The organism is Chitinophaga rhizosphaerae (genome assembly GCF_003958645.1).
Classification (GTDB): Bacteria; Bacteroidota; Bacteroidia; order Chitinophagales; family Chitinophagaceae; genus Chitinophaga; species Chitinophaga rhizosphaerae.
This window is the reverse complement of the sequence record NZ_RXLO01000004.1, coordinates 267,642-291,079: the sequence shown is the minus strand read 5'-3', so window position 1 is coordinate 291,079 and position 23,438 is coordinate 267,642. Positions and strand designations below refer to the sequence as shown.

The window sequence follows — 23,438 nt, the reverse complement described above, 5'->3', positions numbered from 1 at the left end:
CGGCCTCCTGCCCGGTGGCCGATGCAACGTGTGTGTGATGCATTTCCAATTTACAACCTAATCACCAGCAATTCTCGACAAAAAAAGAGGCCCACAGGCCTCTTCGATTAATGTGCGTCGGATACGAATTTCAACCCGATGATGGAGCCGATCAGCATAACGAGGAATACCAGCCGCATCGCGGTAGCAGGCTCCTTGAAGAACAACATCCCCGCAATAGCGGTTCCTGCGGCGCCGATGCCCGTCCACACTGCATATGCGGTACCGATCGGCAAACCGCCGTTGATCGCTTTATTGAGCAGGAAAAAGCTCAGCGAAATACAAACCACGAAAGAAACCGAAGGCCAGAGCTTCGAAAAATTCTCTGAATACTTCAGCGAAATGGTAAAGCCGATCTCGAACAGACCGCCCAGCAAAAGGAATAACCAAGCCATAACAAAAGCTTTTGTTTTAGATGATCAGAAATATGTCGAAAATGTTGATGAGAAAGGGTTGCGCGCAGCATCAACCGCCGTAGTTGAACACGGCGTAAGTGAAGAAAAGACGGAAAACTCTCGTTTGGGTAAACATCGCTGCGCTTACGTTAATTGCGGCAAAGATAGGATTTTTCAGCTATAGCGCCGAACGATGCGGTAGAGGTTGAACCCCGGCGCGTCCATCTGCGCGCGGATCTCCGCGAGCAAGGCCTGCCTGTCCACCGGCCGCATCCTTTTATACTGGATAAGTTGCCAGGCTTTTTCAGCCAGCAGCAAAGATTTGCGGCCGGCGTTGTCATGGATGTGATCGCGATGGGCATCGAGCGCTTTCACGAGCTCGTCGACCCCTTCGCCGCGCAGCGCTACTGTTTTGATCACGGGCGTTTCCCATCCGGCCGTTGCGCGCGAATGCGCCAGCAGCCGCAGGTTGCGGACAAATTCGTCTGCCTTCGGACGGTCTGCCTTGTTCACCGCGAAAATCGCCGCGATCTCCATGAGCCCGGCTTTCATGGTCTGGATCTCGTCTCCGGCCTCGGGCACCACCACCACTACGGTCGTGTCCGCGATGCCGGCGATCTCCACTTCGCTCTGCCCCACGCCCACCGTTTCGATGAACAGGTAATCGTACCCCGCGGCCTTGATGATATCCGCTACTTCCAGGATCTTCGGGCTGAGGCCGCCCAATGCGCCGCGGCTCGCCATGGAGCGGATGTATACGTCGGGGTCGGAAAAGTGGTTAGCCATGCGGATCCGATCGCCGAGCAAAGCGCCGAAGTTGAAGGGCGAGGAAGGGTCTACCGCGATGACGGCTACACGTTGTTTGCGACGGAGGATGGCGGAGATGAGGGCGTTCACCAGCGTGCTTTTGCCGGCGCCGGGAGGCCCCGTGATGCCGACCACGCGGGTGCCTGCGCGCGCCGGGAGCGACTCCAGCAGCTGTTCGTATCCCGGGGCTTCGTTCTCCACCAGGGAGATGCTCCGGGCCAGGGCTCTCACGTCTCCCGATAGGAGCCGGTCAAGTAACGCAGACATGCAACAAATGTATCGAGGATTTTTCGCGAAGCCAAACCGCCATTATTTTTCGCTCAAAATTCGTAACTTAAAACAACGAAGAACCTACGCCCGAACATGACGAACTTCATACCCATATTTCCCCTCGGCATCGTCGTTTATCCCGGCGAAATGCTCAACCTGCATGTTTTTGAACCGCGGTACAAACAGCTGGCGGAAGAATGCTTCCGCGAAGGAAAACCCTTCGGCATCCCCGCCGTGATCGACCAGAAAGTGAACGAATACGGTACCCTCGTGGAAATTGCGCGGGTGGAAAAAACGTACGACAATGGAGAGATGGACGTGCGGACCCGCGGTATCAAAGTGTTCCGCATCCTCGAGATCATCCGCGAAGTACCCGAAAAACTGTATGCCGGCGCCATCGTCAATTACCCGGACAATCACGACCGAACGAGCGATACGCTCCGCGAACAGGTGCTGGCGGCGGTGCGCGAGCTGCACCATATCCTGCAGGTCTCCAAGCAGTTCCCGGTAGAAGACCACCGGTTGCGGGCATACGACATCGCACACCATGCCGGGCTTTCGTTGGAAGAAGAATACGAAATGCTGCACCTTTTCCAGGAAATGCAGCGCCTGGAGTACCTCAAACGCCATCTCAACAAGGTTATTCCCCTCATGATGGAGATGGAGCGGCTCAAAGACCGGGTGAAACTGAACGGTCACTTCCGGGATTTATCCGTAGATAATTTTTAACTTGGCGCCATGATCGGCCCGATTTTTTGTTTCGACCTGGGCAATACCCGGTTGAAGTGTGGCATTATGCAAGGCGGAGAACTGCAGGAAGAGCGGTTTTTCAGCGAAGAAACATTGTTGCCGGAAGTGGAAAAACTGCTGAAAGAGCGGCGCCCCCGCGCGGCGGTGCTGTCGTCGGTGATAGAACATCCGGCGGCGCTGGAAACGCTGCTGCAGGGCGAAACCCGCTTCATCCGCCTGCGATACGATACGCCGATGCCTGTGCAGATCGTGTACGAAAAGCCCGAAACCCTGGGCGTAGACCGGATCGCGCTGGCCGCAGGGGCCTGGGAAATGTTTCCCGGCCAGCATACCCTCGTGATCGGTACCGGTTCGGCCATCACTTACAATTTCATCAACAAACGGGGCGAATTTCTGGGGGGAGGCATCAGCCCGGGGATCGACATGCGGTTCCGCGCCCTCCACGCTTTTACGGATAAATTGCCGCTCGTTCCCGCCGAAGCGCATTATAGTTTTATTGGATATAATACCCGTCAAAGTATCCTCAGCGGCGTGCTGGAAGGCGCGCTGGCGGAGGTAGACGGTATGATTTCGCGGTATGCCGCCAGGTACGGGAACTTTAACGCGCTTTTAACAGGGGGGAATTTGGAATTTTTTGCTTCCCGCCTTAAAAATAAGATATTTGCAAGCCCGTATTTAATGTATAAAGGTTTAAAATCAATCGCTGAACTCAATGTATTGGACAAAAGCTAGCTTCTTTTGCCTGTTAGGCGTAGCAGTGCTATCGGCAAAAAATGCTGACGCCCAGGATAATTCACCGTACTCCCGATTCGGCCTTGGCGAGATTTCGCGTTCCGAGAACGCAGTCAACCTCGGCATGGGAGGCGTGGCACAGGCATATGGCGATGCCCAGTCCATCAACTTCGTCAATCCCGCCAGTTACTCCCGCCTGCAGCTTGTAACGTTCGACGTGGGCGTTCACGGCGGCGCCCGCCGGCTCACTTCGAGAGACGCGGCGTCCAGCGCCGGGTATGGAACATTGAGCTACCTCCAGCTGGGCATGCCGCTCGGCCCGAAATGGGGCCTCAACCTCGGGATCCGCCCGCTTACCAAAGTTTCCTACAACATCGGCGTTCCGGAAGACAGAATTTTCTTCGACACCCTGAAAGTAGCTTCCGTTAACCAGTTCGAAGGCAGCGGCGGCATTTACCAGGCCTATGTAGGCTCCGGTATCGGTTTCGGCGGATTCAGCGTTGGTGTGAACGTAGGGTACATCTTCGGAAACGTTACCAACAGCACCAAAGTCCTCTTCCCCTCTAACGTGGACGACCCGCAAAGCGCCATCGTACCGTCAAGGGACATGAAGCGCACGAGCTACGGTTCCTTCTTCTACACCCTGGGCCTCCAGCAAAGCATCAAGCTCGGGAAAGACCTGAACCTCCAGCTCGGCGTCAGCGGCAACCTCGAACAGAAACTTTCCGCCAAACGCGAACGCCTCCAGGAAACCCTCCTGTACGACGCGTCTTCCCAGGAATACGATACCCGCGATACCGTGAAATACACCAGCGGCGACCGTGGCGATATCATCTATCCCCAGTCCATCGGCGGCGGCATCATGCTGTCCAAAACCGATAAATTCTCCTTCGGCATCGATTACACGACTTCCAAATGGAGCAATTTCAGGAACTACGGCGCGATAGATTCCACGCAAGACAGCTGGCGCATGGCCTTCGGCGGCCAATTCGTCCCCAATGCACAATCTTTCTCCGGATACTGGAACAAAGTAACGTATCGCCTCGGCGGATACTTCGGTAAAGACAACGTGAAACTGGCAGGGATGGACATGAACACCCTCGGGTTCTCCATTGGCGCAGGTTTCCCGGTCAGGAGGATCATGCCCGCCATGAACCAGTTCACGATGATCAACGCCGCTTTCGAAGTGGGCTCCCGCGGAAACGTGGACCAGCTCCGCGAAACGTTTTATCGCCTGACCATCGGCTTTACCCTCAGCGACCGCTGGTTCCTCAAAGCCAAATACGACTAACCGCTTGAAACGCTTACTCGCATACGGAACCCTCGCGATCATCGCCTTCAGCGGCTGTGAAAACGATATGAACGCCGTAGCCGCCTTCGATACCAAGAAACTCGGCGTAGAGCAGGCGTTCGACGTAGAAACCATTCTCAGCCAGTCGGCCACCGTAAAAGGCGTGCTCACCAGCAAATACATGGAACGCTACGTGACACACCCGCCTCACACCGATTTCCCGAAAGGGTTGCAGGTAATATTCTACGATAGCGTGGGAAGGAAGGAAAGCATCCTGACGGCTAATTTCGGACGGCTGGACGAAGGAACGAACGACATCTATCTCCGCGATTCCGTCGTGTTCATCAGTCTCACCACCGCACAGCGGCTCGATTGCAAGGATCTCCGCTTCGATTCCAAAACGGCGATGTTCATGACAGACCGGTTCTGCCGCATCTCCACCATCACCGATACGATCTATGCGAGCGGCATCCGTGCTACGCAAGACCTGTCGCGGACGGAGTTTATGAAGGCAAACGGGACGTTCGTTCCGCAAGACAGCTCCTTCATCCTCGAATAAACGAAGTTTTGAAAGATACCCTAACAAAAGAACCCGGTCAGGCGACCGGGTTCTTTTGCTTTAACCTAATTGTTTGTTTGTGTGCGATCTGGAAAGATCAAACGCTATTTTTAACCTAAAATTTCCTGCGCCAATTGATCCAACAACCATGCCAAAGTATTATTTTAACCCCCTCAAGAAAAACCGTTAAAATCTTTCAATATGGAATACAGAAGACTAGGCAAATCCGGCCTCCAGATCAGCGCACTGTCTTTCGGCAGCTGGGTTACCTTCCATGGCCAGGTAGATGATTCCGCCGGCGACCGCCTTATGGGGCTGGCGTATGATAACGGCATCAACTTCTTCGACAACGCGGAAGTGTACGCGCTCGGCGAATCCGAAAAAATGATGGGCCGTGTATTAAAGAACAAGAACTGGGACCGGACGTCGATCATCGTGTCGAGCAAGGCGTTTTTCGGCTGGCGCGGGGCCAATAACAAGCCCAACCAGACCGGCCTGAGCCGCAAGCACCTCATGGAAGCCTGCCACGAAGCCCTGCAGCGCATGCAGCTCGATTACCTCGATCTGTATTACTGCCACCGGCCAGACCGGAACGTGCCCATCGAGGAAGTGGTGTGGACGATGACCAACCTCATCCAGCAGGGGAAAATCCTCTATTGGGGCACGTCGGAGTGGACAGCCGCCGAGATCATGGAAGCGCACATGATAGCGCGACAGTACAATCTCATCGCGCCGGTAGTGGAGCAACCGGAATACAACCTGTTCCGCCGCGAAAAACTCGAGCTGGAATACCTGCCGGTTTTCAGCGGTGTGGGGCTCGGGACAACGATTTTTAGTCCGCTGGCGTCAGGGATACTGACCGGGAAATACAACAACGGGGTGCCCGAGGGCTCCCGGCTCAGCCTGGAGGGCTACGAATGGCTGCGGAACCGCAACCTGCTGGAGGCGAACATCGCCAAGGTGGTGAAGCTGGAAAAGGTGGCTAAAGCGCTGGGGACCAGCCTGGCTACGTTCGCCGTGGCCTGGACGATCCGCAACCCGAACGTGTCGAGCACCATCCTGGGAGCCACGAAAGAGGCGCAACTGACCGAAACCCTCAAGGCAATCGATGTATATCAGCAACTTACGCCCGAAATCATGAAAGAAATCGACGCCATCATGGAAAATGCCCCGATGGCCATCAGGCATTAATGGGTGATCGGGAGTGCGTTAAATTGATGTTAATAGACATTATTTCCATACGTTCACGAGGCAAAATCTTGCGTTTACGAAATGCCATATCCTGCAATGAGGGACTCCAGTATATTTGTATTGGTTTTTCATAGGATATGGTTAAAAATATTGTGGGCGGTATTCTTACCGCCCAATTTTTTTTGATTCCGCCCCAAAGCCGTTAACTTCCCTTTTTTAGTCATTCAACCCATTCTTCAAATTTCAAATCATGGAAACCATCACCTGGAATGATTTCGAAAAGGTGCATATACACGTGGGCACCGTCCTCTCCGCAAAAGTTTTCGAGAAAGCGCGTAATCCCGCTTACCAGCTCGAAGTCGACTTTGGCCCTGCAATCGGGGTCCGCAAATCCTCCGCTCAAATTACCGTCCTCTACCAGCCAGATGAACTTGTCGGGAAACAGGTGGTAGCCGTCGTAAATTTCCCCGTAAAACAGATCGCCAATTTCTTCTCGGAATGCCTCGTGCTGGGCGTTGTGGGCGATGAGAAGGAAATTGTACTGCTGCAGCCAGACCGCCCTGTCAAGAATGGCCACAGGATTGCATAGTAACAATATTGTTAATATGATAAAATTAATAATATGATAAGAAAAAGACGGTTTTTCGCGCTTCACGAACAAAAACCATGCGTTCACGGAAATGAACTTGCGATGGTAAAGAACCGCCTTATCTTTGACTTAGGTTTTTCATAGGATATGGTTAAAATTATTACAAGGGCGGTATTCTTACCGCCTTTTTTCTTTTCCCCACGCGCCATTCCCGCCTAATTCGCCGTTATAACATCATATATTAATAATCACTGATTGGTATGCTCATAGTATACGGCGCCGTCCCTTTGCAGGCGGTTTTTCGCTCACTGCTCTCATCGTTCAGGGGGATTTTCTATACGTTTACCGGAAAAAATATAGCGTTCGCTAGTTTGCAGATTGGAGTTGTTTCTAAATTATGGAAATTTGTAACAGGTTTTTCAATAAAGATATGGTTAAAATTTTTCGGGGCTGTATTCTTGCAGCCCTGTTTTTTTGCCCCTACCTCAACGCACCCATTCCTTTCTTCCTATTTCCATTTTTCATCTTGAACATTCGCTAACGGACAAACAACTATGTTTTCCCCGTTTACGGCATATAAAGTAAAAGGGCCGTCCCGGTAAACGAGACGGCCCTTTTTCGTGCGTTTATCGCCCGCGCATCAATTCTTGCCCTTGAAAAAATCGGGCAGCGGCTTTTGCAGCAGGTTTTGGTAATAGAAACGGTAGTTTTCGTTGCGGGAATGCATCGCTTTCGGTCCGCCCCAGCCATGACGTTCGCCAGGATACACCATAAATTCGAAATGCTTCCCGAGATCTTCGAACTTATCCACCAGCTGGACCGAGTTCTGCAAATGCACGTTATCGTCCATCGTACCATGCACCACCCGCAGCAAACCTTTGTACTTCCCGGCATGGGTCATTACGGAAGTTATCTTGTAGCCTTCTTTATTGTCTTTCGGCAGGTCCATATACCGTTCGGTATAGTGGCTGTCGTACAGATGCCAGTCGGTTACGCTGAAATTCGCGATGCCGTGGGTGAACACGTCTGCGCCATAGGTCAGCGCCATACAGGTCATATATCCGCCGAAGCTGCCGCCGGTAATGCCCATGCGGGAAGCGTCCACACCGGGCTGGGAGGCCAGCCAGCGGGCGGCGTCCATATAGTCTTCGATCTCGTATTTGCCGAGCTGGCGGTGGATGTAGTTCATGCCCGCTTTGCCGAGGTGCCCCGCCGCGCGGTTGTCGATCACCACCTGGATGAGGCCTTCCTGCGCAAACCATTGCGCCGGCATATTGGGCCTGTAGGTATCGTAGATCGTTCCCGCGTCCGGGCCGCCGTAAATGGAGATCAGCACGGGATATTTCTTCCCGGATTCCATGTTGAAGGGCCAGATAATGGTAATGGGCAGTTCCAGGCCATCACGGGTTTTATAGGTTTTCAGCTCGGTGGAGGCGAGCTTGTAGCTATCGTATGTTGCGCCGCGGGCGTTCCCCAGTTCGCGGGCTACCTTGCCCTTGTCAGACACGAGGGCCATCCGCGGAGGGGTGTTCAGGTTGCTGTAGGTAGTCACGAACCAGTCGCCCCCGGGCGCCAGCTTCACGTCGTGGCTGAACTCACCGAAAGTGAGGCGCCGGGGCGCTCCGCCTTTCAAATCGGCTTTGTAAAGGTCGTACCGGGTAGTAGCTTCCTTTCGGGCCGTAAAGTAAATGGCGCCTTTCTTTTCGTTGATCTGCAACAGGTCTTTCACCCGCCAGTTACCGGATGTCAGCTGTTTATTCAGGCTGCCGTCCATGTTATGCAGGTAAAGATGGTCCCAGCCGGAACGGTCGCTTTTCACGATGAACCCTTTGCTGTTAGACAGGAAATAAATATCGGTAAACCAGTCGATCCAGGTTTTCTGCTGTTCCTGGTACACCACTTTCTTGGTCCCGGTCTGGGAGTCGATGGCGTAGAGGAAAAGCTGGTTCTGTTCGCGGGGCATCCATTGGGCCCAGAGGGCGCTGCCGTCGGGCGTCCAGAAGGGCTGGCCGAAATACTGGTCGTCTTTCTCGTTGAAATCGGCCCAGGTGATGTTGCCGCCGGTTACGGGAACGATGGCGAGGCGAACTTCCGGGTTGGGATCGCCGGCTTTGGGATAGCGTGTGTTCTCGAGGTAGCCGTGCTGGCCTTTTTCGCTGTAGATGGGGAATACGGGCACGCGGGAATCGTCGAACCGCATGAATGCGATCTTCCGGCTGTCCGGGCTCCACCAGAAAGCGCGGTAGCGCGACGGGCGGCCGAGGATTTCTTCATAATACACCCAGGAAGCCCAACCGTTGTAGATAACGTCTGACCCGTCGGTGGTGTACTGGATTTCTTTCTGTGTGGCTATTTCGATGGCGAACAGGTTGTTGTTGCGCGTGAAGGCCACGTATTTTTCGTCGGGCGAAAGGGTGGGGTTCTTTTCTTCCGCTTCGGTGGTGGTGAGGCGGATGGGCGCACTGCCGTCCGGCCGCTGGAGGAAGATGTCGTTTTCCTTCACGCTCACGGTGCTCCCGGTGGCGGGCGGCGGTGTGTAAGGCGTTGCGGTGCCGGTTTTCACGTCAACAGCTACCTGTTTTCCGCTGCGCATTTCGATGTAATGCGCCTTATCGGCCCAGCCTCTCACGCCGGGCAGCGGTTCGGTGATAGACACGGGTTTGGTGAAGATCTGGTCGAAACTCAAGGTTTTTTTCTCCTGGGCGAAAGTTGGCAAAGCGGCCATGATGCACAGGCCGGCTGTCCATGCCGGAATGGACTTATGCATATTTCTCATAATTTTTGACAGGTTCAAATCCGGAAATCCCGGAGCGGAGCGAAAATAAAGATCAATTATCAATTATGACAATCAATTATACCGGCGGTTTACAGAAAACGACCGGTCATGCGGCAGAACCGCGCGTCCGTGAAATGGAGCTGCAGTGGCATGGGCCTGGCGCGTACCTTACCGCATGGTTTTTCATAGGATATGGTCGTCAGGCAACGGGCCGGTTATGTCTACAGCTGGCCCAGTTGCCTGATATGGTCCCGGATGTTGCCGATGATGATGGATGCGGCGATGAAGCCCAGGTCTTTGAGGATGTTGACGGGCGCGGCAAACTCGCCGCGAACGAGTGATGGCAGGTGGATGACGAGGATGAAAATGAAAAGCATGAGCGCCAGCAGGTAACAGGCGGTTTTCGCCCATTTGTTGAGGATGATGGCGACGCCTCCCAGGATCATGGCCGCCCCGGTGAAATAGATCCAGAAAACGCCTCCGGGAATGCGGGCCACCAGCGGACCGAGGGCTTTTGCATTAACGAGATGGGCGATGCCGAAGAAAATCCAGACAAGGGCGAATACGACTACGGCTACGAACGTGGGTATATGGATACGCATGAGCAAAGGGTTTACAACTTAACGATGCCGCCCGGCTTTTGTTCAACGAACGCACCTGCTGACATCCCTTTCCCATTTTGGGGGGATTTCCACAATAAAAAAGAGCCCGGCACCACAGGTGCCGGGCTCGCTATTGAAAATCATTCCGTTATTCGGCGGTTTGTACCTTTTCCGGCCGCATCTGCGGGAAGAACAGCACGTCCTGGATAGACGGCTGGTTGGTCATGAGCATCGTCAAACGGTCGATGCCGATACCGATCCCGGAGGTGGGGGGCATGCCGTATTCGAGGGCGCGAAGGAAGTCGTAGTCGATGTACATGGCTTCATCGTCTCCGCGTTCCATGAGGGCCACCTGGTCTTCGAAACGCTGCCGCTGATCGATCGGGTCGTTGAGCTCGGAGTAGGCGTTGGCGATTTCCTTGCCGTTGCAGATCAGCTCGAAACGCTCTACCACGCCTGCTTTGCTGCGGTGGCGCTTGGTGAGGGGGCTCATTTCGACGGGGTAGTCGGTGATGAAAGTGGGTTGCACGTAGTGGTGCTCGCATTTCTCGCCGAAGATTTCGTCGATCAGTTTGCCTTTGCCGTGGTTGGGATCGGCGTGGAGGCCGAGTTGTTTGCAAACCTCGCGGATGCCGGCTTCGTCCATTCCGGATACGTCGAACCCGGTGTGCTGGCGGATGGCTTCGTAGATGGGGACGCGGGGATAGGGGGCTTTGAAGTCGATCTCCCGCTCGCCCACGGCTACTTTCGTAGTGCCGTTCACGTTCGTGGCTACTTTTTCGAGCAGTTGCTCGGTGGTGTCCATCATCCAGTTATAGTCCTTGTACGCGGCGTACATTTCCATTACGGTGAATTCGGGATTGTGGGTACGGTCCATCCCTTCGTTCCGGAAATCTTTCGCGAATTCGTACACGCCTTCGAAACCGCCTACGATGAGCCTTTTCAGGTACAGTTCGTTGGCGATGCGGAGGTACAGCGGCATATCGAGCGCATTGTGGTGCGTGATGAACGGGCGCGCGGCGGCTCCGCCGGGAATGGCTTGCAGGATGGGCGTTTCCACCTCCAGGTACCCCATGGCGTTGTAGAAATCCCGGATCGTCTGCATCAGGCGGGTGCGCTTGATAAACACTTCCTTCACATCGGGGTTGATCACCAGGTCGGCGTAACGCTGACGGTATTTGAATTCCGGATCGGTCACCTCGTCGAACGCCTCTCCGTCTTTCACTTTCACCACCGGCAGCGGGCGGAGCGCCTTCGCCAGGATGGTGAGCTCCTTCACATGCACGGAAGTTTCGCCGGTTTTGGTCACGAAAGCGTAGCCTTTCACGCCGATGAAATCGCCGATGTCGGTCAGTTTCTTCCAAACGGTGTCGTACAGGGTTTTATCTTCTCCGGGACAAATATCGTCCCGCTTTATATACAGTTGGATCCTACCCTTGCTGTCTTGCAGTACGGCGAAATTCGCCTTGCCCATGTCGCGGGTGCTCATAATACGGCCAGCCAGGCAAACTTCCTGGTATTGGTCCTTCGTTTCTTCCGAATAACCGGCCTTGATATCCGTGGAATACGCGTTTACCGGGTATTCGGCGGCGGGATACGGGTCGATCCCCAGGTTTTGCAGCTCTTTCAGCTTGTCGCGACGGATAATTTCCTGTTCCGAAAGCTGTTGTTGGGTAGTTACGCTCATTGTCGTGATTAGTACTGTTTTGTGGGGGACAACGATCCCCCGGCATTACGAGACCGCAAAAATAATCGATTTCGGCCGCATTTGCCGCATCCCTTCCCAACGGCCCCGCATGGTGTGTTTTTATAATTTATTTATGATTTCATGTCAGCGATTGGTGCGGTTATTGCGTACCTTTAAACCAGCTAAAACTGACCCGGCATGAAAACCATCATCGTACCAACGGATTTTTCGGAAACGGCTTACAATGCGGCCAGATACGCCATCGGCCTCGCCGGCCAGACAGGCGCCACCCGCATCGTGCTGTACCACGCCTACGAACTGATCGTCCCCATTCCGGACCTTCCCACCGCCGTGCCCATCGTAAACATGGACGACCTCCGGGCATCCAGCATGGAAGGGCTCCGCAACATGCAGGCCCAGCTCAAACCGATGGTCCCGGCCCATATCACCCTCGATATCCGCGCAGATAATCACCTCCTGGCCGCCAATATCGACCAGGTTTGCCGCGAAGAACTGGCAGACGTTGTCGTAATGGGCATCACCGGCGGCAGCCAGCTGGAAGAAATCCTCGTCGGCTCCAACACCGTCGACGTCGTGAAAACATCCGCGTACCCCGTGATCGTGGTTCCCACGGAATCTCCCTTCAAGCCCGTTAAAAAAGTCGTGTTCGCCTGCGACCTCCGCAAAGTGGCCAAAACCACCCGCCGCGAGCCGCTCCTCCGGTTCCTCGATATCTTCAAGCCCGAACTGCATGTCGTAAACATCCAGAAAGAAGGCCGCGAACACATCCGCCCGGAAGAAAACCAGGAACTGGACAACATGCTGCACGACTACAACCCGCAATATCATTTCATCGACCGGCCCAACGTGCCGGAAGCCGTTACGGATTTCGCACAGGGGCTGCAGGCCGACCTGCTGCTCATTATCCCGAAGAAGCACGGCCTGTTCGACAGCATATTCAAACGCAGCAATACTTCGCGGATCGCGTTCCAGACGCATGTTCCGCTTTTGTCTATCCACGAATGACACCCTGTACAAAACAACAGCATCATGTTAAAACGTACCATCCTTATCGCGGCGGGCGCCCTCGTCCTCCACACCACGGCCAATGCCCAGATCCTCAAGAAGGTGGGCAATGTCCTCAATTCCGGCAGCACTTCGCCCACCGGCAGCAACGTCACTGAAAACGAAGCCGCCGGCGGCATCAAGGAAGCGCTGGAGAAGGGCGTCCTCAAAGGCATCGGCCTGCTCAACAAACAGGACGGTTTCTTCGGGAACCAGCTCTACAAAGTGCTCCTCCCGCCCGACGCGCTGAAAGCCGAAAAGGCGCTCCGCAGCATCGGAATGGGCAGCCTGGTGGATAAAGCGATCCTCCAGATCAACCGCTCCGCCGAAAACGCCGTAGGGTTCGCCGCCCCGATCTTCGTGAACGCCATCAAGCAAATGACCATCACCGACGCGCTGAAACTCGTTACCGGCGGGCAAAACTCCGCCACCAACTTCTTCAGGGAGAAAACCACCGCCAGCCTCGTAGCTGCGTTTTCGCCCGTGATCGATTCGGCGCTGAACCAGACCATGGCTACCAAGTATTATGGCGATATCGTCACCAAATACAACAGCCTCCCCACTTCCTTCACCAAACTCGATCCCGATCTGAAAGGATATGTGACCAACAAGGCCGTTAGCGCCCTGTTCGACCAGATCGGCAAGGAAGAGGCCGCGATCCGCAACAATCCTGCGGCACGCACTTCCGAGCTGCTGAAAAAAGTGTTCGGCGGTAAATCGTAAATCACGGATTTTCAGATAAAGAAAGCGGTCCCGGTAATGCCGGGACCGCTTTCTGTTTGTGGAGATGCTTTGTCAGTGTAGGTTTCCTGCGAGGAGCACCTGCCAGGCTTCGGCAACCTTTCGGGAATCGAGGAGCTGTTTGGCGTAACGGTGCAGTTCTTTTTCCATTTCTTCGGGATTGATGGAAAAATACTGGATGATGTTGGTGAGGTGCTCGTCGGCAAAAGCGGGGTCTACCGGCGGGAGGGTTTCCACATTGCCCAGTTGCCCCAGATTATTGCCGGTGAGGATGTGGCTGTTGCGGATGGCCGGCGGTAGCGCATCTACGCCGATACCGAGTTGGGTATTGGGTTTCGCCACTTCGAACACCGCGGTGCCGGAGGCGCGGCAATAATAATCCGCGCCCATGCGCGCCACGAGGTCGATCTTCTGCGGATCGATTTTTCCGGAATTGTCGAGAATGTTTTCGTTGACGTGGAGGAGAACGGGCTCGCAGATGACGAGGTTGCCCGCGCCGCCACCGGTGCCGGTCTCGATGATGTCTCTCACCTTACATTCCATCTGGACGGGGCTTTCCGCCACGCGGAAAGGTTTCACTTTTTCGGAAGGCAGCGGGGTGAACCCGGCTTTCACGAACTCGTCCGTTCCGCGGGGATATTCGCAGCTGGAAAGCGAGGTTTGCTGAACCATGGCGTAATTCACGACATTGATCACCACTTCGCGGGTGGCGTAAATGTTTTCCAGGGTGTGTTTGACGGTGTTGTCGCGCACGCGGCGGGAAGGTGAGAACACGAGCGTGGGCGGGTTGGAGCCGAACACGTTGAAGAAGCTGAACGGGCTTAAATTCGGCTGCCCGTCTGCATCCACCGTGCTGGCGAAGCAAATCGGGCGCGGCGCCACCGCACCCAGGAGGTACGCGTGCAAAACGGAGGTTTTGACTTCCGAAGGATCTATTCTCATGCCGGGCGGTTAAATATTTTTCTTTAAGGACAGGATGGAAAATTCCGTTTCTTCTGCCACGATGGTATTCGTCAATATGCCTAATCCGTCGATTTCCATTTCTACCACATCGCCGGGTTGCAGCCATTGTTCCTTGTAATTGGGATCGTTGAGCTTGCCGGTGCCGTTGAGCTCCAGGAAGCAGCCTGTGCCCACCGTGCCGCTGCCGATCACGTCTCCGGGAAGGATGTCTGCCCCGTACGCGCATCGCTCGATGATCTCCGCGAACGTCCAGTCCATATCGCCCATATTGCCTTCGCTCACCTGCACGCCGTTTACGCGGCAGCGCATCTTGAGGTTGAAGTTGTTGCCGGTATGGCCGTTTTTGGCGGGGATGAGGTAAGGCTCCAACTCATCGGGCGTAACGAGCATGGGGCCGATGACGGTGCTGAAATCCTTACCCTTGGCGGGCCCGAGGTTGAGTTTCATTTCTTCCATCTGCAGGGTGCGGGCGCTCATGTCGTTCATGATCATGTATCCGCCGATATAATCATCTGCCTCCGCAGCGGAGATGTTGCGGCCTCGCTTGCAGATCACGACGGCGGCTTCCAGCTCGAAATCGAGTTTGTCGAAATGGTCGGGCATGCAGAAAATATCGCCGGGGCCCTGGATGGCGTTGTGATTGGTGAAATAGAAGATGGGATATTGATCGAACTCGGGGATCATGTCTACCTTCCGGTTCCTCCGTGCCGCGGCCACATGCTGGCGGAACGCGTAACCGTCGCGGCAGCTGGTCGGGAAAGGTACCGGCGCCAGGAGCTGCACGCCTTCGAAAGGCACGCCGTGAATGTTGGAGCGAGGGGAATGACCTTCCTTCAGCCGGGCGTCTATCGCTTTGGCCAGGTCGATCACCTCTTCCCACATCTGCAAAAACATATGCATTGTGGAAGGCAATTCGGGATGGAGATCCTGCATATTGTACAGGGTGCCGTTCACGAGCATGGCCAGCTGGTCAACGTCTTCCCGTACATAGGTAACGAGTTTCATGAAATACGTTTTGGTGTTCTGCCGCCAAATATATCGGATTTTTATAGCTTTAAGATATGCCAAGATCGTTCCTTTTCTGCCTTTTGCTGTGCTATTGCAGCAGTGCGGCCGCGCAAGGCCGGACAGACGCGCCATTGCGCGATCTCCTGTTCCAACGCGCTTCCCCGCAACTGCGGCATGTGCTCGGGCATCCGGACTCGTTCCACGTTCAGCTGATCTTCACCACCATCACCCGCGATGCTTCCGGCAGGCCGCAGTTCCGCGACTGGCATTTCCAGACCGATCGCGATCAATATTTCAATCCCGCATCCACCGTCAAAATGCCGCTGGCCTTCCTGGCGCTGGAAAAACTGCGGAAACTGGGCATCTGGAAATGGACGCCCATGCTCACCGACAGCGCGTGGAGCGGGCAAACCCCGGTGCTGACAGACACATCCGCCGCAAACGGCCTCCCGTCCATCGCCCAATACATCAAGAAAATATTCCTCGTCTCCGATAACGACGCCTATAACCGGATCTACGAATTCCTCGGCCAGGGGTATCTCCACGATCAGCTGCGGGCCAAGGGTTACAAAGACGTGCGCATTGTTCGGCGCTTCGTTCCCATGAGCGAAGAAGAGAACCGCCACACCAACCCCGTACGCTTCACGCAAAACGGCGAAATGATCTACAATCAGCCGGCAGCTTACAATCCGGCGCCTTTCGATTACAGTGAACAGGTGCTGGTGGGCCATTCGCATTGGGATAAAAACGATAGCCTCGTTCTATCGCCCATGGATTTTACAAAGCATAATTATTTCCCGCTCGAAGATCTGCACCGCCTCCTCCGCTCCGTGATCTTCCCGGAAAGCGCAGGTAAAGGGAAATTCGATCTGCAGGAAGAAGATTACCGGTTTTTATACCGCTGGATGGCGGCCCTGCCCTCCGAAAGCGACCATCCGCGATACGACACCACCGAATTTTTCGACAGCTACACCAAGTTTTTCCGCTTCAAAGACGGCCGCCGCAAAATCCCTGACCACATCCGCGTATTCAACAAAACGGGCTGGAGCTACGGCTACCTGACCGATGTGGCGTATTTCGCGGACTTTAAGAACAATGTCGAATTCATGGTTTCCGGCAACATTTACGTGAACCGCGACGGGGTGCTCAACGATGGTAAGTATGAATACGGGGAAGTGGGGTACCCGTTCTTCCGCGAAGTGGGGGATATCCTGTACAACTATACGCTGGAACATCCACCCCTTCACCGGCCGGACCTCTCGAAATTCCGGGAATCCGTGTCCGGATTGGGCGAAAAACCGAAAGCCGTCACGCGGGGGGATACAACGAAAAAGCGGCTGGCGCTCGTGTTTACCGCACACGAGTTTGCGGATGGCGGGATGCATATCGCGGAAACGCTGAAAAGCCTGGGCGTGAAGGGGTCGTTCTTTTTTACGGGCGAATTTTACGAAAATCCGGCCTTCGCGCCGCTGATCCGCCGCCTGCAGGCCGACGGCAATTACCTGGGCCCCCATTCCGGGCGGCACCTGCTGTACTGCGACTGGAAAAAGCGCGACAGTCTCCTCGTTACCCGGCCCCGGTTCGAATCCGATCTCGACATGAACCTCCGCGCCATGGCGCGGCTGGGCCTTCCGGAACCGCATTTCTTCCTGCCGCCGTATGAATGGTACAATGATACCATCGTGCAGTGGACGCACGACCTGGGGATGCAACTCGTCAATTTTACCCCCGGGACCCGCTCCAACGCAGATTATACCTACCCCGAAATGGGTAGATCATACGTTTCCAGCAACCGGATTTATGCGTCCATCGTGGAATATGAAGCCGGGCATCCGGGTGGTTTGGACGGATTTTTGCTCCTTTTGCACGCAGGAACGGACGCCCGGCGGCCCGATAAATTTTATTTTCAATTGCGTAAATTGATCCGATATTTGCAGCTGAAAGATTACGAATTGGTAATTGTGCCCCGGTTGTTGCCCAGACAATAACCAAAACATTTAGTTCCCTACTCCTGTTACTGATTAACTAAATGGTTTAATTAAAATTTGGGAGTCATGAAGTTTGAGAAGATCAAGAATAAAGGACAGGCAAGACTTTTTGAAAGCCGGTATCTGGAAATGCTGACCAAAACCCACCCCCTCGTGATCTGGGGGATGTACCTTCCGTTGATCGGATATTCGCTGTTTTACAGTTACGACACGTTAGGCTTCAGCATTGGCCGCATCGCGTTGATATTTTTCGGAGCCGTGTTCTTCTGGTCGTTTTTCGAGTATATCATGCACCGGTTCATTTTTCATATGATATCGGACAGTCCGCGGATGACGCGGTTCATTTACGTGCTGCATGGTAACCATCACGAGTACCCGCGAGACAAGCAGCGGCTCTTCATGCCGCCGGTGCCCAGCCTGATTTTGGCCTCGCTGATCTTCGGGGCGCAGTATATCTTCCTGCGGCAATACACGTTCATGTTTTTTCCCGGATTCCTGCTTGGCTACCTGATGTACGGCAGCATGCATTACGCCATTCACGCCTGGAACCCGCCGTTCCGGTTCATGAAGCCGCTCTGGCGCAATCATCACCTGCATCACTACAAAAGTGAAGAAAAAGGGTTCGGGGTGAGCTCCGCATTTTGGGACCGCGTTTTCGGGACTTTCTTCGACCTGGAAAAGGAGAAGGAAGATAAAGGCAAAGTGAAATCGCTCATGTTCGAGAAGTAACACGATCCAACTGAAATACCGAACGGCTCCGGGATTCCGGAGCCGTTCGCGTTTATATTCGGTTTACCATTTTTCTTCTTCGCTGGCCTGCGGATCGGGCGGCTGGCGGTATGTTTCGCGGGAAATGATCTTTTCGGTTTGCCGGTCGATGATCAGCCGGGCGATGGAGCGGTACACGTCCGGGTAATTTTGCGAAGCGAGGATGTCTTTCACCTTTCTTTCCGACACATCCACCTGGTAGAGCAGCAAAACGAATTGCTGGAAATCCCTTTCCACCAGCATCTCGATCTGCGCCGCGAGGGCCTGTTCCAGGTCTTCGAGGGAAAATGCGGATGGCAGCCGGATGCCGGCGTTTTCCTGCAGCCAGGACCCTGTGGCTTCCAGGTACTTTTGTTCCATTATTTTACCTGCTTGATCTTGTAGGATGCGTTCGTCACGATTTTTACCGGCACGGTCAGGTCTTTTTTCAATTGCTTTTTGCGATTGGCGAGATAGACGTATTTACCGTTCATTTCCGTGTTTTGCACGGCGATGCTGGGGAATCCGCTTTCGCGGAGGATGAGGTAATTGGTGATGAGCTTCCCTTCGATGGCGGCCGTGGCCTGGATGCCGTCTTCAATGGTGAAGGTTTCAACCCGGTCGGTCTTGATATTGCCTTCGGCGTTGACCTTGGCCGTTTGCCCGTCCCAATGCTGGAGGTTCCAGTACAGGTCTACCCGGCCTTTGAGCCCCCCGCGCAGGGGAACGCTTTCCTCCCACTGCGTGCCGTTCTTGATGCCGTGAACGGGGTAAATGACGAGCAGCTGCTCCAGCCATCCGCGGAATGCGTCTGTGCCGAACTGGTCTTTCAGGAGTTTTTTATACGCGTCGCGCTCGTCCGATTTCAGTTTGGCGAAAGCTTCTGCGGCTTTTTCCATGAGCTGGTCGAGCCCTTCTACCTTGTTGATGGTGCCATTGCCCTGGATCTCAACGGTAAAGGGCTGGTTGAGCATGAGCTTGAGGGCGCCCTGGAGAGGCTCGTCCGGATGGTCGGTTTTGGCGTCTACGTAAATATTCTGGTTTTTGGCGTTGAAGTTGAATTTGATATCGGTGTACGACCAATGCATGGTGAACCGTCCGGGCGCGGCGTCCGTGACTTTGATGGACATTTTATTATTGTAATCGCGGGTTGTCCGTTGCACCACTTCCTGTACCGTCATGTAGGTTTCACTGCGGCTTTCCTGGCTGAGCGTAAATTCGCTACCCGTCTTCAGGTTGTAGTTCAGCTCCACATAATCCTGCGCGGAGAGGGATAAAGCGAGGCAGCACATCGCTACCAGTCCGGTGAGTTTCTTCATTATCTCGTACTTTGATCAAACGTATTTTTCGATGACCCCGAGGCCGAACAGCGCGAAATCGTATTTCACGGGGTCTGCGGGTTCCATGAGCCGCAGCTGGCTGGTGAGCTCCAGGGCCGTTTTCCAGTTCGCGTCTGCGCTCTGGATGAGGCCGAGCCTTGCGGCCACGCGGCTAACGTGAATATCTACCGGGCACACGAGTTGCGACGGCGAAATTTGCTTCCATAGTCCAAAATCCACGCCATTTTTGTCTTGCCTTACCATCCACCGAAGGAACATGTTCAGCCGTTTGCAGGCGCTGTTGCGCGCGGGGCTGGAAACGTGCTTGCGGGTCCGTTCCGGATGTTCCATGGCGAAAAACATTTTCTGGAAGCCGGTGAGGGCGTTTTCGACGTTGGTGTCTTCCGGCTGGAGGTACCCGCTGAATGCGAATTCCAGGGAAGTGACGTTGGAATAATAGTGCTGGAGGAACTCTGTGAAATAGAGCAAATCCAGCCCGTTGAACGTGCGGTGCCGGAAGTGCATGAGCTTCATCCGGTCTCGCGGTTCGTGGTTTAAGATGTAATCGTACGGAGCATTGTCAAACAGCCCCATCAACTCGGTGCACTTGTTGATGATGGTGGTACGGTTCCCCCAGGCCAGAATGGCCGCGAAAAGTCCCGCGATCTCAATGTCCTGGAGCTTCGTGAACCGGTGCGGGATGCTCACCGGGTCGCCGGCTATAAATCCCGGCTGGTCGTAATGCTCCGCTTTGGCATCCAAAAATTCTTTCAGTTGCTGGAACTTCATGGTCATAGTATATGGAAAAATGCCCCCGGCCCTTTACAAGAACGGGAGGCATGTAGGTGTAATGCGCTAAAAGTAAGCAGATTACCGCAACAATCCAATCAGCCGATCGCTTTTTTCAAATCGGCCACCAGGTCTTCGACATCTTCGATGCCTACGCTCAGCCGGATCAGGGAGTCCGTCAACCCGTTCTTCAGCCGCTCTTCTCGGGGGATAGACGCATGCGTCATCGACGCCGGATGCCCGATCAGGCTTTCCACGCCACCCAGCGATTCCGCCAGCGAAAACAGGCGGGTGCCGCTCAAAACCCGCAGGGCCGCGTCCATACTATCGTCTTTCAACGTAAAGGAGATCATGCCGCCGAAACCGCGCATCTGCTTTTTGGCGATGCCGTGGTTGGGATGATCTTCGAACCCGCACCAGTACACTTTATCCACTTTCGGATGCGCCCGCAGGAACCGGGCTACGGCCTCGCCGTTTTCGCAATGGCGTTGCATGCGTACATGAAGGGTCTTGATGCCGCGGAGCACCAGGAAGCAATCCTGCGGCCCCGGCACGGCGCCGCAACTGTTCTGGATGAAGGCCAGCTGCTGGGCGAGCGCATCGTCTTTCACGATCACCGCGCCATGCACCACGTCGCTATGCCCGCCGAGGTATTTGGTGGCGGAATGCACCACGATGTCGGCCCCCAGGTCCAGCGGGTTCTGGAGGTACGGCGATGCGAACGTATTGTCTACCGCCAGCAGCACGCCCTTTTCCCTGGCGATGGCGGAACAGGCGGCGATGTCGATGATATTGAGCATGGGGTTGGTGGGCGTCTCGATCCAGACGAGCTTCGTGGCGGCATTGAGGTACTGCTTCAATTGGGCCGCGTCCTGCAAATCCACGAATTGGAACCTGATCCCGTATTTGGCGAAAACTTTGGTGAAAATCCGGAAGGTACCGCCGTACAAGTCGCTGGAAGCCACCACTTCATCGCCCGGGGCGAGGAGCTTCATGATGGCGTCTGTGGCTGCGAGGCCGCTGCCGAAGCAGATCCCGTGATTGCCGTTCTCGATGGCTGCCAATGCTTTCTGGAGGGCGTCGCGGGTGGGGTTCTGCGTACGGGCGTACTCGTAGCCCTTATGATCGCCCGGCGCGGCCTGCACATAGGTGGATGTCTGGAAGATCGGCGTCATGATGGCGCCGGTAGATGGGTCCGGCTCAACACCCGCATGGATCAGCTTTGTACCTAACTTCATGTTTTGCTGTATTTTATGGGAAAACCAAAGTTAACGAATTTACCCACCCCAACATTCCCGGCCGATATTACACGTACGTGCTATCCCGTTTCCGCTGAAATCGTGCCGCAGTGCGGTTTTGGGGGATTTTTGAACACTTATCCGAATTACGCCCGCCCATTTCCATCGCTTACGAGATAAAAGCACGCGTTCACTAGAATGCGGTGAGATGTATGAAGATTTCCGATAATTTTAACTCAGGTTTTTCATAGGATATGGTTAAAATTTTCTGAAGGCGGTATTCTTACCGCTTTTTTCTTTAGACCCCATGTTTCAAACTGTAGTCATAAAAAAAGGCAGCGTACCCGCTGCCTTTTTGCATATCGTTGATTCTCCGAAGGTTCTATTTACGGCCAGGCTTGCCGGTTTTCGGCTTGTCTGCCGAAGCCACCACTTTGGAATCCGACCAGCGGATGGGCAGGGAAACCTGGGTTTTGTCCCATCCCATGAGCAGATTGGCGCCGTAGGGCGCCTTTTCGAACACCATGCTGAACGCTTCGATCTCTTCCGGGGAAGCGATCACGGGCACCTCCGTGCGCACGATATCCATTTGAGGCTCATATTTATAGGCGCCCCAGATGTCGGTCTGTTTATTAAGGATAACCGTCCATTTGGTTTCGCTGGGGATGGCGTAAATGGTATACCGGCCTTTGGGAACGGATTTGCCGCCGATGTTCACCGGTCGGAAAAACTCCACTTCCGTGGCTTCGTTGGCCCCGAGGCGCCAAACTTTACCGTATTCCACGAGGTTCCCGAAGATGGGGCGGCCTTTTTTCTGCGGACGGCTGAAAATGGCCCTGGCCACCAGCACACCGGGCTCGCCTTTCACCTTGCACACGTAGGGGTACATGACAGGGTAATAGGCCATGTCCATGGGACTGGGGTCTACCGGCGGCATTTTACGGTCCTGGGCGCCGGCGATGCTGCTAACGGCGAGGCCGGCTATAATGAGAAGAGATTTGAGCGTATTCATATACTTTGAATGATAGGTTGAATTCGGCCCCAAACCTACGTGTTTTTCCGAAAATCAGGAAAGTTCAGATGTGAGAGATTTCATAAAGTTTTCGGCGTCGGGGATGAAGGCGTCGTAGCAGTCCCGGAAGGCCGCGTAGTGATCGTTGAACACGCCGTAGGGCACGTCTGCCGGGTGCGGGTAATATTTGGACCGGCGCACGATGCCGCCGAAGCTGCGGAGGATGGAGATGCGCTCATGGTAATGATATAACCAGTTCTGCGCCTGCATGAACGAGAACATCTGGCGGAACGCGGGGGGCAGCTGCGGGAGGCGGCCGTTCACCGCGGCATAGGTTGCTTCCGCGAACCGGGCGAGCGTGGGGAGGGAGAACCGTTGCGGGTCGTTGGCCAGGAAATGGTCGTACACCACGTCGAGGAACACGCCGCCGTATAGGCCGGAACTGGGGCGGAAGATTTCCCGGGCCGTTCTGGAGGCGGGATGATGATCGGTATATTCGTCGAGCGCACGATGGAGAACGATCCCCTTGCGCAGGGGCGCCGGGTAATCTTCCGTCTTTTTTCCCTTCACGAAGTCGGCGATCAGCTGTCCGGCCGTAACATCCGGATCATGAAAAGATAAATATGCGTGGGCGAGATAGTTCATACGATACAAGCGGCATTTCACACAGATAAACGGCAAAAGCACGACAATCAAGCGTTTCCGCTCCTCCGAAGATAGGCATTATTCCCTGGACCGTCCGCTACCGCGACACGCTGTCCGTTTTCGAAAATGCTTTTCCAGCCGCTGCCGGTTGTCACCGCCCGATCACTTTAACAAAGTCTTAACCCCGGCGCGTGCAACATTTCCTCTTTCCGCTCAACTCCGCCGCCGTAGCGGG

23 protein-coding genes are annotated in these 23,438 nt (G+C 54.7%); 10 read left to right on the top strand and 13 right to left on the bottom strand.

Annotated features, from left to right (window positions below):
- Positions 1 to 107: 107 nt before the first annotated feature.
- Positions 108 to 434: a DMT family transporter gene (locus tag EJ361_RS11780; protein WP_126245819.1), complete on the bottom strand. Its 327-nt coding sequence runs from the start codon at positions 432 to 434 to the stop codon at positions 108 to 110.
- 174 nt (positions 435 to 608) lie between these two features.
- Entirely contained in the window at positions 609 to 1,508 is a 900-nt protein-coding gene (gene meaB, locus EJ361_RS11775) for a methylmalonyl Co-A mutase-associated GTPase MeaB (RefSeq protein ID WP_126245818.1), read from the bottom strand.
- Between the two features lie 96 nt (positions 1,509 to 1,604).
- Here meaB and EJ361_RS11770 point away from each other — a divergent pair, with 96 nt between their 5' ends.
- From EJ361_RS11770 to EJ361_RS11745, 6 genes are all read left to right on the top strand, one after another.
- The gene (locus EJ361_RS11770; RefSeq protein ID WP_126245817.1) at positions 1,605 to 2,240 is read left to right on the top strand and encodes an LON peptidase substrate-binding domain-containing protein; all 636 of its coding nucleotides are present in this window, start codon (positions 1,605 to 1,607) and stop codon (positions 2,238 to 2,240) included.
- 9 nt (positions 2,241 to 2,249) lie between these two features.
- A complete protein-coding gene (locus tag EJ361_RS11765; protein WP_126245816.1) occupies positions 2,250 to 2,993 on the top strand; it encodes a type III pantothenate kinase in 744 nt (247 codons plus the stop codon).
- Positions 2,974 to 4,284, top strand: a complete 1,311-nt coding sequence (locus tag EJ361_RS11760; protein WP_126245815.1) for a hypothetical protein — start codon at positions 2,974 to 2,976, stop codon at positions 4,282 to 4,284. Before EJ361_RS11765 ends, EJ361_RS11760 begins: the two co-directional genes overlap by 20 nt.
- A 4-nt stretch (positions 4,285 to 4,288) precedes the next feature.
- On the top strand, positions 4,289 to 4,843 hold the full coding sequence (lptC, locus tag EJ361_RS11755) for an LPS export ABC transporter periplasmic protein LptC (RefSeq protein ID WP_126245814.1): 555 nt from the start codon (positions 4,289 to 4,291) through the stop codon (positions 4,841 to 4,843).
- A 201-nt stretch (positions 4,844 to 5,044) separates the two neighbouring features.
- Positions 5,045 to 6,034 (top strand): potassium channel beta subunit family protein, encoded by a 990-nt coding sequence (locus EJ361_RS11750; protein WP_126245813.1) that lies wholly within the window; start codon positions 5,045 to 5,047, stop codon positions 6,032 to 6,034.
- Positions 6,035 to 6,284: 250 nt separating this feature from the next.
- Positions 6,285 to 6,623, top strand: coding sequence for a tRNA-binding protein (locus tag EJ361_RS11745; RefSeq protein WP_126245812.1), 339 nt, complete (start codon positions 6,285 to 6,287; stop codon positions 6,621 to 6,623).
- A 640-nt stretch (positions 6,624 to 7,263) separates the two neighbouring features.
- Here the strand turns inward: EJ361_RS11745 and EJ361_RS11740 are convergent.
- The 3 genes from EJ361_RS11740 to lysS form a co-directional block, all read right to left on the bottom strand.
- Entirely contained in the window at positions 7,264 to 9,390 is a 2,127-nt protein-coding gene (locus EJ361_RS11740) for a S9 family peptidase (RefSeq protein ID WP_126245811.1), read from the bottom strand.
- 230 nt (positions 9,391 to 9,620) lie between these two features.
- On the bottom strand, positions 9,621 to 10,001 hold the full coding sequence (locus EJ361_RS11735; RefSeq protein WP_126245810.1) for a DoxX family protein: 381 nt from the start codon (positions 9,999 to 10,001) through the stop codon (positions 9,621 to 9,623).
- Between the two features lie 148 nt (positions 10,002 to 10,149).
- On the bottom strand, positions 10,150 to 11,688 hold the full coding sequence (gene lysS, locus EJ361_RS11730) for a lysine--tRNA ligase (protein WP_126245809.1): 1,539 nt from the start codon (positions 11,686 to 11,688) through the stop codon (positions 10,150 to 10,152).
- A 198-nt stretch (positions 11,689 to 11,886) separates the two neighbouring features.
- On the opposite strand from lysS, the gene EJ361_RS11725 reads away from it, so the two are divergent.
- Positions 11,887 to 12,714, top strand: a complete 828-nt coding sequence (locus tag EJ361_RS11725; protein WP_126245808.1) for a universal stress protein — start codon at positions 11,887 to 11,889, stop codon at positions 12,712 to 12,714.
- Between the two features lie 24 nt (positions 12,715 to 12,738).
- Positions 12,739 to 13,476, top strand: coding sequence for a DUF4197 domain-containing protein (locus EJ361_RS11720; protein WP_126245807.1), 738 nt, complete (start codon positions 12,739 to 12,741; stop codon positions 13,474 to 13,476).
- Between the two features lie 72 nt (positions 13,477 to 13,548).
- Here EJ361_RS11720 and EJ361_RS11715 read toward each other — a convergent pair whose 3' ends face one another.
- Together EJ361_RS11715 and EJ361_RS11710 are read right to left on the bottom strand one after the other, a co-directional pair.
- Entirely contained in the window at positions 13,549 to 14,436 is an 888-nt protein-coding gene (locus EJ361_RS11715) for a flavin reductase family protein (RefSeq protein ID WP_126245806.1), read from the bottom strand.
- 9 nt (positions 14,437 to 14,445) lie between these two features.
- Positions 14,446 to 15,462, bottom strand: coding sequence for a fumarylacetoacetate hydrolase family protein (locus tag EJ361_RS11710; protein WP_126245805.1), 1,017 nt, complete (start codon positions 15,460 to 15,462; stop codon positions 14,446 to 14,448).
- A gap of 56 nt (positions 15,463 to 15,518) precedes the next feature.
- Here EJ361_RS11710 and EJ361_RS11705 point away from each other — a divergent pair, with 56 nt between their 5' ends.
- Together EJ361_RS11705 and EJ361_RS11700 are read left to right on the top strand one after the other, a co-directional pair.
- Positions 15,519 to 17,453: a serine hydrolase gene (locus EJ361_RS11705; protein ID WP_126245804.1), complete on the top strand. Its 1,935-nt coding sequence runs from the start codon at positions 15,519 to 15,521 to the stop codon at positions 17,451 to 17,453.
- A gap of 66 nt (positions 17,454 to 17,519) precedes the next feature.
- Positions 17,520 to 18,182, top strand: coding sequence for a sterol desaturase family protein (locus EJ361_RS11700; protein ID WP_126245803.1), 663 nt, complete (start codon positions 17,520 to 17,522; stop codon positions 18,180 to 18,182).
- Between the two features lie 63 nt (positions 18,183 to 18,245).
- On the opposite strand, the gene EJ361_RS11695 is transcribed toward EJ361_RS11700, so the two are convergent.
- The 6 genes from EJ361_RS11695 to EJ361_RS11670 form a co-directional block, all read right to left on the bottom strand.
- Positions 18,246 to 18,581 (bottom strand): hypothetical protein, encoded by a 336-nt coding sequence (locus tag EJ361_RS11695; RefSeq protein ID WP_126245802.1) that lies wholly within the window; start codon positions 18,579 to 18,581, stop codon positions 18,246 to 18,248.
- Positions 18,581 to 19,519: a DUF6263 family protein gene (locus EJ361_RS11690; RefSeq protein WP_126245801.1), complete on the bottom strand. Its 939-nt coding sequence runs from the start codon at positions 19,517 to 19,519 to the stop codon at positions 18,581 to 18,583. Before EJ361_RS11690 ends, EJ361_RS11695 begins: the two co-directional genes overlap by 1 nt.
- 15 nt (positions 19,520 to 19,534) lie before the next feature.
- Positions 19,535 to 20,314: a TIGR02757 family protein gene (locus EJ361_RS11685; RefSeq protein ID WP_240646614.1), complete on the bottom strand. Its 780-nt coding sequence runs from the start codon at positions 20,312 to 20,314 to the stop codon at positions 19,535 to 19,537.
- Positions 20,315 to 20,406: 92 nt separating this feature from the next.
- On the bottom strand, positions 20,407 to 21,546 hold the full coding sequence (locus EJ361_RS11680; RefSeq protein ID WP_126245800.1) for a cystathionine gamma-synthase: 1,140 nt from the start codon (positions 21,544 to 21,546) through the stop codon (positions 20,407 to 20,409).
- 382 nt (positions 21,547 to 21,928) lie between these two features.
- Positions 21,929 to 22,558 (bottom strand): DUF2911 domain-containing protein, encoded by a 630-nt coding sequence (locus EJ361_RS11675; RefSeq protein WP_126245799.1) that lies wholly within the window; start codon positions 22,556 to 22,558, stop codon positions 21,929 to 21,931.
- Between the two features lie 54 nt (positions 22,559 to 22,612).
- Entirely contained in the window at positions 22,613 to 23,203 is a 591-nt protein-coding gene (locus EJ361_RS11670; RefSeq protein ID WP_126245798.1) for an acyl carrier protein phosphodiesterase, read from the bottom strand.
- Positions 23,204 to 23,438 lie beyond the last annotated feature (235 nt).